Below are 12,322 nucleotides of genomic sequence, written 5' to 3' on the forward strand. Positions count from 1 at the left end.
AGGATGACCGTCATGGGACTCGAAGCCGTCAGCGAATTAAGCGTCAATGGCCAAACCGTCGCCGTCAAGGCGCTGCTGGAAAGCCGCGAATTGATTCTGCGCGGGGCTGTCAAAAAGACCCTTGCTATCAACGATCTCGCCAATCCCCACGCCGCCGGCGATCAGCTGGTGTTCGAGCACGAGGGCACGGCCTACACGCTCACCCTGCCCGCCGGTCAGGCCGGTAAGTGGCTGAAGAAACTGACGACGGCGCCGCCGACCCTGGCGGAGAAGCTGGGGGTCGGTGCAACGCACAAGGCGCTGGTGTGGGGCCGGGTCGACGACGCGGCGGTCAATGAGGCGCTGCTGGGCGCCGTCACCGCCGACTATGTCGAAGCCACCCAGGCCATCGCCATTGTCCATACGCCGGACGAGCTGGGCGACGCACTGGGGGAACTGACCCAGACCATGAGCCACGCACCTATCTGGATCGTCTATCCCAAGGGCGCCAAGTCGACCCTCCCGGAATCGGCCGTGCGGGCGCACCTGGCGTCGCTCGGCTATGTCGATACCAAGGTCAGTTCGGTATCGGACAAACTGACGGCGGCGCGGTTTTCGCCGCGCCGGACCGTGCTGCCGAAGACCTGATCACCAGACGATATGTCCGCTCAGGTCCGACACCTGGGTATTCTGGACAGTGATGTTATTGCCGCCGCCAAGATTGATGATGGTGTCGTTGCCAAGCTGGATCAGAATGGCGTCGTTTTCCGTGCCCAGGGTATAGCTGTGGATATTGATCCGGTCGTTTTCGCCGGCGTGGAAGTCGGTGATGATGTCGGCCCCGCTGCCGGTGCTGAAATAGAAGGCGTCCGTCCCGCCGCCGCCGGTCAGGGTGTCGTGGCCGACGCCGCCGATCAGTCGGTTGTCGGCATTGCTGCCGATCAGGACGTTGTCGAGGCTGTTGCCTGTCGCCAGATAGGCCGTGCCGGTCAGGGTCAGGTTCTCGATCGCCTGGCCGACCAGGCTGAAGGAGATGGCGGAATAAACCTGATCGGTGCCTTCACCGCTGAGTTCGACGATGGTGTCGCTGACATCGCGGATGTAGTAGGTATCGTTGCCCTTCCCGCCGTCAAGGTTATCGCCGCCGCCCATGCCGTCGAGGATATCATTGCCGAGGCCGCCGGTCAGGGTATTGGCGCCGCTGTTGCCGAACAGGCTGTTGTCGAGGCTGTTACCCGTGGCATTGATGGCGTCGGTCCCGGTCAGATCGAGCTCTTCAACGAAACTGCCGGCCAGGCTGTAACTGACACTGGCAAAGACGACGTCGCTGCCCTCGCCGGAATTTTCCTTCACGACGTCGAGTGTATTATCGACGACGAACTGATCGTTGCCGGCACCGCCAATCATGGTATCGGCACCGCCAAGGCCGTCCAATATGTCATCACCACCGCCGCCGGTCAGGCTATTGGCGCTGCTATTGCCGACCAGATAATTCGCCTGGCTGTTGCCGGTCACATTGAGATTGTCTGTCCCCAGCAGGATCACTTTCTCGACGAAGGCGCTGCCCATGGTGTAATTGACGTAGGAGAAGACGGTGTCGTAGCCCTGGTTGGAAAGTTCGGTGACCGTATCGCCCGCGTTGACGAGATAGTAGTTGTCGTCGCCGACGCCACCGATCAGGCTGTCGCCGACACCGGTGCCTCCGGTCAGTGTGTCGTTGCCGCCGAGACCGGTCAATACGTTATGTCCCGAATTGCCACGCAGGACGTTGTCCTGCTGGTTGCCGGTGCCGTTGATATCAGCGGTGCCCGTCAGGTTCAGCGTCTCGACAAAGGCGCCGTAGAGGTTAAAGCTGGCCGAGGCATTGACCGTGTCATTGCCCTGACCGCTGATGTCCGCGATCGTGTCGCCGACATTGTCGACATAATAGGTGTCGTCACCGTTGCCACCGGTCATGGTGTCTGCGCCGGTGCCGCCATCCAGCGTATCGGTGCCGCCGCCGCCAATCAGGATGTCGCTGCCGATGCCGCCATTGAGCGTGTCATCGCCGTTGCCGCCGTTTAACGTGTCGTTGCTGCCGTCCGGGGCGAGGTTATGGCCGGTAATGCTGATATTCAGATCATAGCTGGCGCCCACCGGGACAACGCCATGGGTGTTCGAATTGGAAACCCAATTTGCAACTTCAATATAGTAGGTGCCTGGCGTCGTGAAACTGTAACTCAAATAGGAATCGTTCTGGGTGACGCTGCCCGTCCCCCCGCTCGTAATCAACGACTGGTCGTTTTCCTTCAGCAGGGTGCCCGCAGAATTGTACAAACGAATCCAGGTGTCGATGCCGATGCTCCGGTCGATATCGAAAGCGGCGGTGCCCGCCGCGTCGACGGTAAAACTGTACATGTGCCAGGTGCCGTCGCCGACCGACTTGACGGTGGCATGCTGCACGGTCGTCGAGGCGACGATGTCCGGATTGGACGACAAACTGAAGGCATTGCGCGGGATTTCCAGCGCATTGGCGATGACGTCATGCAGCGGCAGGCTGGCATCCATCACGACGGGCGTGCCGAGCAGCGTGCCTTCGCCATTCAGAATGTCGGCACCGTCGTTACCGGTCAGGATGTTGTCACCCATATTGCCGGTGATAGTGTTGTCGCTGATATTGCCGGTGCCAGCCAGATTGCCGCGGCCCGTCAGGGTCAGGTTTTCGACATTGGCTGACAGCGTATAGTCAACCGAACTGGTGACATTATCCGTGCCGTTGCCTGCGGTTTCGACGATAACGTCACCGATATTTTGCACCACATAGCGATCGTTGCCGGCACCTCCGGTCAGGATGTTGATGCCATCATTGCCGGTCAGGATATTGTCGTCTGCCGTGCCGGCGGCATTTAGGTCGGCGCTGCCCAAGAGAGTGGCGTTTTCAAAATTGCTGTAATTGGCGATGTCGAGAGAGAAGGCAGCGGCAACCGTATCGTTCCCCTCGCCAACATTTTCCGAGAAAATGTCTCCTGCGTCGATGAAATAGGTGTCGTCGCCGATACCTCCGACCAGGGTATCATTACCGGCGCCACCGTCCAGCCAGTCATTGCCCGATCCACCCGTCAGGTGATTGTCGAGCTGATTACCCAGCATGTGGTCATTCCCCGAACCGCCGATGGCGTTGTCAATCAAGGACTGGGTATTGCCGTCATACAGCAGGGCATTGGCGACATTGCCCGGGGCATAGTTGACGTGGTGCGAATAGGCACGGTTATTGGCCAATTGTGCCGCATTGAAGGTTGACCAGCCGCCGGCGCGCAAATCGACGCTCTGGTCACCGGTGAAGTTGCTGAAATCATAGGTGTCGTTGCCGTTGCCGTCCCACACAGTCCGGAAAACGACCGCGCTGGAGGGCGCGCCTTGGCTGACGCCATCGATGAACATTTCCCCTGTGGACTCGGAGAAGGTGTAGACATTGTCGCCGGCGTTTGTCGTAAAGTTGGCGCCATAGAGATATTGCAGTGCGGCAATGTCGCTCTGCATATAGGTTTGCGGCTGGTTGAACTGATCGCCTTCGAACAGGTCGGGATTCCCTGGATCGCTGTAATAGGTCATCAGTGACCAGGCCTGACCGTCATGATTGATCGGCAAGGCCGCCGTACCGTAGAAGGGACCGGGACCGTCGACATAGCCGCCGACCGTCAGGTCGAAGGTTGAATAATCGGACATACCGTGCTTCAGACCCATAGTATGGCCGATTTCGTGCATGATCGTGGCCTGGCCCCAGTTGCCGATCTGGGGCGTCAGATAAAAGGGCTGAGGATTGCTGGCGCTCTTGCCGACCCATATATCGCCGTCGGAAGCGTCGCTGCCTGGGAAATTGCCCTCGGCAGAGGCTTCCTGCGTGCTGCTGGTCTGGGAGATGCGGATATTGCCGTGGGTATCTGCGGATTCCGTAACCTGGGTAAAGGTCACGTTCGTATAGGCACTGATCAGGCCAAAGGCATATTGCGCTGCCGTTTGTTGTTGGGCGTTAAGCGCGACCTGATGGAGCAGAAAGTCGGGCTTGTAATACGGCGTGTTGTAATTGGTCGCGTCAGTCGGGAAGCTGTAGGTCAAGTTGAGGGTCGACCATTTCGAACCGAACAGGGCGGCATCTATGTCCTGATTGCCGCTGAAATGCCAGGTGCCGTCTTGCTGATATTCCGTGAGCTTTTCGGTCAAACCTGGACCCGAAGCGCCGGTCAGGCCGCCGGTCGAGGACGTGCGCCCGCCACCATCGGCAAAGCCAGTGGGGAAGTGATAGGCGCCATCGGTCTGGCTGCCGCGCGTGACCACGGCGACCGGATCGAGAAGGCCATGTTGGGAAAAGGCATCGCCATTGTAGCCGAGCGTCGCCGCGGTCAGGCCCGTAGCCAGTCTGGCGCTGCTCGCCAAGGCATCGTCAGCGCCCGAGGCCGGCGCATCGAGATTGGTGGGTACGGCAAAAATACGCGACGAATTGATATATGGATTAAACATGGCAAAACCCCCTGAAATGTAATTGTCACATTCCTGCCATGGTTAACACAATATTACCAGTATTAAATAACAACTCTAGGTGTTTAGTTACCACACCATATGTGCATTGACATCGACCACGTTGGCATTCCACACGGTGATGACATTGCTGCCACCAAGGCTGATTACGACATCATCGCCCGATTGCGAGATGAAGCCCGGTTGCGCGACACCGTGGGTATAGGTGTGGACATCGATACTGTCGCCCTCTCCGGCTGAAAAGTCCGCGATGGTGTCGGCGCCGCTGGCGGTCGAGAAGACGAAGGTGTCGGCACCCAGGCCGCCCTGCAGCAAATCGGCGCCATAACCGCCATTGAGGCGATTATTGCCGTCATTGCCGGTCATATAGTTGGCCAGACTGTTGCCGGTGGCATTGATATCGTCGCTACCTTGCAGGTTTAGGTTCTCGACCTGGAGCCCCGACAGGCTGTAGCTCACGTAACTCACGACAATGTCGGTACCGCCGCCGACCATTTCGGAGACGACATCGCCGGTATTGTCGACCCAAAAGACGTCGTCGCCCTTGCCGCCAATCATGGTGTCGGCACCGGTGTCGCCATCCAGGGTGTCATTGCCGTAGCCGCCATCCAGGACGTTGGCGCTGGCATTGCCATAGATACTGTTATTGAGGCTGTTGCCGGTGCCGTTCATAGTGCCAATGCCGGTCAGGTACAGCAATTCGACGAAGGTGCCAGCCAGACTCCAGGTCAAGGTCGCGCGAACGGCGTCATAGCCCTGGCCAGTGGTCTCGATCACTTTGTCGCCAGCATTGTCGACCTGGAAATAGTCGTCGCCCGCGCCGCCATACAGGGTGTCGGCGCCCGCGTCGCCGTCGAGCGTATCGCCGCCGGCGCCGCCGGTCAGGACATTGGCGCCGCTGTTGCCGCGCAGGTAGTTGACGGCGTCGTCGCCGGTGGCGTTGATATCCGCGCCGCCGCTCAAGATCATGTCATGGACAAAGGTTCCGGATAGATCGTAGCTGACCGAGGCATAGATGAAGCCGAGACCGTTCGGGCCGCCATCGTCGCGCACCAGGTCGTTGACATCGTCGACGGTATAGTAGTCTTCGCCGGCGCCGCCGAACATCAGGTCGGCACCTTCTCCACCGTCCAGGCTATCGTCCCCGGACGTGCCGTAGACATACTGGCTGCCGGAAAGGTCGTTGGTCGCCAGGACTGTCTTCTGGTAGATGCTGCCGCTGGTGCCGCCGCCGGCATGGGCATAACTGGTCCAGGTGACGACGAAGCCGTCATCGGCCACACCCGTGACGCCGAACTGGCCGCCATAGCCGTTGCTGTCGCCCGTCGAGGGAATGAGCGTCTCATAGCCGACCCTGGTGTCGTCGCTATCAAAGCGCTGGAAACAGACCTGGCGGTAGGAGGCAAAGAAGTCGTCGGAATCCCAGGTGACGACATAGCCGCCACCGCTCAGCGCCGCGACCCGAGGGGTCAGGTTGTCGCTCGGCATGTGCGTCGTTACCAGGACGTCACCGCTCAGGTCGGTGTCGTCGGCGGCGTAATGGCGCAGGTGGATCTGGGCGTCGTCACCGCTGGTGTGGACGGCCTGCCAGGCGACGACATAGCTGCCATCATTGAGCACCGTCGTCGACGGGGCACCGGATGAGAGGTCAGTTGCCGAATCGAGGCGGGTTTCCCCGTCAATGGCGACGCCGCCCGAGGTATAGTGCTGGGAAAAGATACCGTTGGCACCGGGCTGGTCCCCGTGCCAGGCGACGATGAAGCTGTCGTCGTGGAGCACGACGATGTCGGCATTGTCCTGGAAGCCGGCGGTGGTGGAGTTGACGCGGGTCTCGACCCCGACCCGGTCGCCGGTGGCGTTGTAGCGTTGCATGTAGACGCCGGGATCGGCGCCGATAGTGTCCTGGGTCCAGCCGTCCCACGCGACGACATAACCGCCGTCGCTCAACGGCTTGACGACGGAATCGGCCTGGGCGCTGTGGACGGTGGTATTGACGAGGTCGGCCGAGCCGACGGCGACCCCGGTGGCGTCGAAGCGCTGCATATAGACGCCGTAGCCGTCGCTGTCCTGGACGTCGCTGGTCCAGGTGATGACGTAGCCTCCGCCGGCAAGGCCGGTGACCGCGGGCTCGAGCTGATCGTGGTCCGTATAGGTGTTGATGCGGGTTTCGCTGCCGACCGCATTACCCGTGGCATCGTAGCGCTGGGCGTAGATTTCGTTCTTGTCCTGGCTGTTGTCGCCGCCGTACCAGACGATGATATAGCCGCCGTCAACGAGGTGGGCTATGGCGGGGCGGAAGTCACCGGCGGCGTCGACGACGGTATTGACACGCGTTTCCACGGTGTTGGTAAAGACACTGACCATGACAGATCTCCCTGTTTTATGGCATGTGTCCAGCAGCCCGCCGCCATCCGGTCACCCATATAGCGACGTTATCATCTGGCGAAACCATGGCAACTGGTAAAGTTTACCAGACGATATGGCCGGTCAGATCGGCGACCAAGGTATTTTGCACCGTAATGACATTGCCGCCGCCGAGATCAATGACGGTATCATTGCCAACCTGGCTGAGCAGCAAATCGTTTTCCGTGCCCTGGGTATAGGTATGGATATTGATGCGGTCGTTGTCGCTGGCGGAGAAGTCGGTGATGGTGTCGACGCCGCTGCCGAAGCCAAACCAGAAGGCGTCGGCGCCCGGGCCGCCGGTCAGGGTGTCGTGGCCGAAGCCGCCGATAAAACGGTTGTCGGCATCGTTGCCGATCAGGATATTGTCCTGGCCATTGCCGGTCGCCTGATAGGCGGTGCCGGTCAGGTGCAGGGTTTCGACGAAGGTGCCGGCCAGGCTGTAACTGACGGAACTCAGGATGGTGTCATTCCCCTCGCCGTTGATTTCCTTGACCACATCGCCGGCGTTGTCGATCGTATAGGTGTCGTCACCCTTACCGCCGATCAGGATATCCGCCCCTGCTCCGCCGTCGAGCCAATCATTGCCCGCTCCGCCGGTCAGGGTGTTGACGCCGTCGTTGCCGGTCAGGGTATTGGCCAGGCTGTTACCGGTGGCGTCGATATTGTCCGTGGCGGTCAGGGTCAGGTTTTCGACAAAGGTCCCAGCCAGAGTGAAGGTGACCGATGAGAAGACCAGGTCCGTACCCTGACCCGACAGTTCCGTGACGATGTCGGCGGCGTTGTCGACATAAAAGGTGTCGTCGCCGAAGCCGCCAATCATGGTGTCGGCGCCATAACCACCATCCAGGGTATCATTGCCGCCCATGCCGGTCAGGACATTGTCGGAGGTATTACCGGTCAGGACGTTATTCAGGCTGTTGCCTGTGGCGTTATGAGCTAAGGCCGTCAGGCTCACATCCTCGGCATTGATGCCGGACAGGCTGAAATTGACGGCGGAAAAGACGGTATCGTGGCCTTCGCCGGCTTTTTCGACGACCGTGTCGCCGACAGAATCGACAATGAAGGTATCGTCACCCAGACCGCCGGTCATGGCGTCGTTACCTTGGCCACCGATCAGGGTGTCATTGCCGGCGCCGCCATTCAGGGTGTCGTTGCCGCTCGAGGTTTGCAGGATATTGCCCTGGCCGTCGCCGGCCAGGGTGATGTTGGTAAAGACCGCGGTCAGGCCGAGGGTGGCATCCGCCGACGCGCCGGTGGCCTGGACATTGACGTTCTCGAAATGGCTGATCGTGTTGCTACCGCTGCCGAAGGTAAAGATGCCGGTCGAGAGATCGATGCTGAGCGCCTGGGCAACGAAGCTTGAGCTGTTGCCACCATAGCCGATTTGCAGCACCAGACTGTCATTGCCGTCACCACCGTCGAACGTGTTGCCGGAGATGGACAGGCTGCCGCTACCGGCGTCTGGTGTGGGCTGGCCCGGCAGAGGCAAGCTGGACAGGCCGCCCGTGGCGCCCATGATGGCGGTCAGGCTGTCGTCGCCGCTACTCCCGGTGAAGCTGTTATCCGCGATCGTTGTCGACGCATTGCCGCCATGGCCGTTCACCGAACCGGAACCGCCCTGCCCGCCCATGGCCGTCAGGCTGACTCCGCCCGTGGTGAAGTGAAGTTGGTTGCCGGTAAAGGTCAGGCTGGCATTGCCGCCATAGCCGCCGTGGCCGCGTGTGCTGCCGCCGCCGCCATTACCGCCGTTACCGCCCTGGACCGTGGTGGAAAACTGCGTAGTGAGGCCGGCCGCGGTCACGGTGTTGTTGGTGAAGGTCAGTCCCGCCCCAAGCGCGGTCCCGCCGCCGCCGCCCACCCCTTGGGTCGAAATACCGCCGCCGCCGCCCGTACCGCCCGCGCCCCCCGGCCCGCCGGTCACGGTGATGGCCGCGCTCAGTAGGGTCACGGAATCGACGCCAAGCGACCCAAGGCCGCCCCGGCCGCCGGAAGCACCGACACCGCCGGTCAGGCCGGGGTCAGCCGGGCCGCCGGGGCCGCCGGGGCCGCCAATACCGCCGGCAACAAGGATCGTGACGGCGGTGACGCCGAAATCGGCCTGACCAAGTGTAATCTGTTCGGCGCCGCCGTCACCGCCGGAGAGGCCCCCGAGGCCGCCTACGCCGGGTATGTAGCCGCCAGGCGCGCCGGGAGCTCCGGTCGTTCCGATATAATTGGCCATGTCACGCTCTCCAGATGTCTTGCGCCCCCGCGGCGTCCATCGCGATCACCGTTACGCGGCTGAAACCAAGCATCAAGGCGTGATCAAAAATGTTCCACCTGTCCAATAAACGTGAAACATCGTCAAAAAGCGGTGGAATAGGATCCACGAAAGCGTTACGCAATAACGTAGTGTATTGAGTCCCACCTTGTCATGGACGGGTACAATAATGCCTGACGACAGCGATCTGCACAGCTGGACCTATACCGGCGCTGAAGACGACGACGTGACCGTGGCGCGCATGGAGGCGCACCCCGCCTTTGCCGCGGCGTGCCATGCTCTGGCGCGCAACATGCTGGCGGCGGCCGAGGCCGACAAGGCGCTGAACGGCATCTTCATGGATGTCGGGCGCTATGCGGTGGCCTTTATAGCCATCCATCTCCACCTGACCGGCGGGCTGACCCTGCCGCGCCTGAAGGCGCTGACCATCGGATCGGGGCTATCCAGTCCCGGCCGGGCGCGTGCCGTCCTGCTCTACATGCGCTATCTCGGTTTTGTCACGCGTGGGGCCCGGACACCGGGAGAACCCGATTTGTTCGTGTTGACTCCGCGATGCGAGCAAGCCTGGTCGACGCATCTGATGGCGGCCGTGCGCAGTGCCGCAGTCATCGATCCGGCGGTCCTGCCCGTTTTGGCGGCCTTCGACCGTCCCGAGGTCTATCGGACATTCGCCACGGTGCACGGGGCGATGCTGATGTCATCCTTTACACGGGCGCCGAAGCGGGAGACGCCGTTTTTCAAGTCGTTCCTGCACCGCCACGCCGGCTCGTTTATCCTGTGGACGCTGATCCTGGCCGACGAGAGCGGATCGTTTCCGCCGCTGCGCACGCGGCCGCTGGCCATCTCCGACATGGCGCGGCGCTTCGGCGTGTCGCGGCCGCATATCCGGCGCATGTTCGAAGCCTCAGGGCGCGACGGCATGCTGACGCGCGACGGTGACGCCGTCGTGTTCGAGGCCAGTGTGCGAACCTTCCTGAGCTATCTCTATGCCACCCAGATGGTCTGGCTGGTCGCAGCGGCGGCCCGGACGCTGGAGGCGCATCCGGACCTCAGCCAGGCATCGGCTACCAGATAATATGGCTGCTGATATCGGCGATCGTCGCGCCGGCGACGGTAATGATATTGCCGCCGCCGAGATCGATCAGGGTATCGCCGCCCACCTCGCTGAGATAGCCTGATTGCGTCACCCCTTGCGTATAGGTGTGGACATTGATGCGGTCGTTTTCGATCGCGGAGAAGTCGGTAATCGTGTCGGCGCCGCTGTTGAAACCGAAATAGAAAGCGTCGGCACCGAAGCCTCCAGTCAGGGTATCGTGGCCGAAGCCGCCGATCAGGCGATTGTCGAAGGTGTTGCCGGTCAGGGTGTTGTCGAGGCCGTTGCCTGTCGCCTGATAGGCCGAGCCGGTCAGGGTCAGGTTTTCGACGAATATCCCCGCCAGGCTGTAGCTGATCGAGCTCTCGACTGTGTCGGTGCCCTGGCCTGTCAGTTCCTTGACGACATCGGTTAAACTGTCGACGATGTAGGTATCATTGCCCTTGCCGCCGATCAGGGTGTCGTTGCCGGTACCACCGTCCAGCGTGTCGTCACCGAGAAGCCCGGTCAAGGTGTTGTCGAAGGTGTTGCCGGTCAGGACGTTGTTCAGGCTGTTGCCGGTCGCCGTGAAGGCGGCGCCGATCAGGGTCATGTTTTCGGTAAAGCTGCCGGCCAGGGAGAAGTTGACCGAGGCCACGACCGTGTCAGCCGTGCCTTGATTGGATACTTCGACAACCGTGTCGCCGACATCATCGACCCAAAAGATATCGTTGCCCTTGCCGCCGGTCATGACATCGTGGCCCAGGCCACCGATCAGGGTGTCGTTACCCGCGCCTCCGTTCAGCGTATCATTGCCGGTGCCTGCCTGAAGATAGTTGGCGGCGCCCGTGCCGGTCAGGCTGATGTCGATCGAGGTCGCGGTGGCGACACCACCGGCAAAATAGCCGCCGTTGTAATAGACGATGGCGTTCTCAAAACCGTGGACCGTATTGGATTGGCCATCGACCAGGAGCACGCCGGTGGTCAGGTTGAGCGACAGGCTGTGGGCGCCGTAATCTGCCAGCAGGCCACCGGTAAAGGCCAGGGTCAGATCCAGTTCGTCATTGCCCGCGCCGCCTTCGAAATCATTGCCGGCAAAAGTCATGCTTGCGTCACCGTCGGTGGCGCTATTGGCCTGGCCGGGTTCTCCCGCCGCGCCGGCAACGGCCGACAGGGTGACGCCCAACTGGTCGTCGCCGGTGCTACCGCTCAGGGTGTTGTCGCTGAAATAGGTGCTGGCGTCGCCGCCGGAACCGGCAAAGCCGGCGTCGTGCTGGGTCGTGGCCGGGCTGGCAGCACCGCCGGCGCCGCCTTGACTGACCACTGAAACGGCGCCCAGCGTGAAATGGAAAGTGCTCTGCCCGACATCGGCTTCGGCGTCCCCGCCATTCCCGCCGATGCCGCCCGCGGCGGCGACGACAAGGTCTCCGTCAGGGTCGCCGCCGGCGCCACCCGCCCCGCCGCCGCCGCCCGTAGCGTGGATGATGGCGCCGCTGCCGCCGATATCGCTAAAGGTGCTGGTATACAGCGAGGTTTGCGCGTCGGCGGACCAGCCGCCATCGCCGCCCGCGCCCCCGAAGCCGAAATCGGCCGCGCCCATGCCGCCGGCTCCACCGGCGCCACCATTGCCGCTGAAGGTTTCGAGATCGACGCTTACGGTCGTGACAGCGGTTTCGTTTAAGGTGGCACGGCCGCCATTACCGCCGAAGCCGCCGGATCCTCCCACCAGGTCGAAGCCAATGGCAGCTCCGCCGGCACCACCCCAGCCACCGCTGCCGCCATAAACAATCAGATTGTCGTCGCCAGCCGTCGTGACTTCGGCCTGATTGAGCGTAATGTCTTCGTTCTGGCCCGAGCCACCTGCGCCACCGTCGCCATCACCCGGCAAGCTGTCCGTACCGTTTACGCCCGAAGTACCGATAATATCCAACATGGCCGCCGTCCCTGTATTTTTCTGATGACAGCGTTATCTGTAGGCGCAACGGTAAGGTTTAGCCATGGTGATGCGGTAATAAATTAAATTTATTATTGTGCGCCGCGGCGCAAACAAGCGAAAATTGTATCGCCTGTAGTACCTGAATATATCGGTG

6 protein-coding genes are annotated in these 12,322 nt (G+C 61.4%); 2 read left to right on the forward strand and 4 right to left on the reverse strand.

The genetic code is table 11. The features are described from left to right. Positions 1-12: 12 nt before the first annotated feature. The gene (locus AC1DX3_RS12955; RefSeq protein ID WP_476989715.1) at positions 13-627 is read left to right on the forward strand and encodes a hypothetical protein; all 615 of its coding nucleotides are present in this window, start codon (positions 13-15) and stop codon (positions 625-627) included. Here AC1DX3_RS12955 and AC1DX3_RS12960 read toward each other — a convergent pair whose 3' ends face one another. The 3 genes from AC1DX3_RS12960 to AC1DX3_RS12970 all read right to left on the reverse strand — a co-directional run bounded on the left by AC1DX3_RS12960 (position 628) and on the right by AC1DX3_RS12970 (position 9,121). After that, positions 628-4,476: a M10 family metallopeptidase C-terminal domain-containing protein gene (locus AC1DX3_RS12960; RefSeq protein WP_476989716.1), complete on the reverse strand. Its 3,849-nt coding sequence runs from the start codon at positions 4,474-4,476 to the stop codon at positions 628-630. Between the two features lie 87 nt (positions 4,477-4,563). Beyond that, a complete protein-coding gene (locus AC1DX3_RS12965) occupies positions 4,564-6,858 on the reverse strand; it encodes a calcium-binding protein (RefSeq protein WP_476989717.1) in 2,295 nt (764 codons plus the stop codon). A 103-nt stretch (positions 6,859-6,961) separates the two neighbouring features. Continuing rightward, positions 6,962-9,121, reverse strand: a complete 2,160-nt coding sequence (locus AC1DX3_RS12970) for a beta strand repeat-containing protein (RefSeq protein WP_476989718.1) — start codon at positions 9,119-9,121, stop codon at positions 6,962-6,964. 208 nt (positions 9,122-9,329) lie between these two features. Here AC1DX3_RS12970 and AC1DX3_RS12975 point away from each other — a divergent pair, with 208 nt between their 5' ends. Then, positions 9,330-10,235, forward strand: coding sequence for a hypothetical protein (locus AC1DX3_RS12975; RefSeq protein ID WP_476989719.1), 906 nt, complete (start codon positions 9,330-9,332; stop codon positions 10,233-10,235). Here the strand turns inward: AC1DX3_RS12975 and AC1DX3_RS12980 are convergent. Beyond that, on the reverse strand, positions 10,225-12,165 hold the full coding sequence (locus tag AC1DX3_RS12980) for a hypothetical protein (RefSeq protein ID WP_476989720.1): 1,941 nt from the start codon (positions 12,163-12,165) through the stop codon (positions 10,225-10,227). The genes AC1DX3_RS12975 and AC1DX3_RS12980 overlap by 11 nt on opposite strands. Between the last annotated feature and the right edge of the window lie 157 nt (positions 12,166-12,322).

The organism is Asticcacaulis sp. P2_B1 (genome assembly GCF_056404915.1).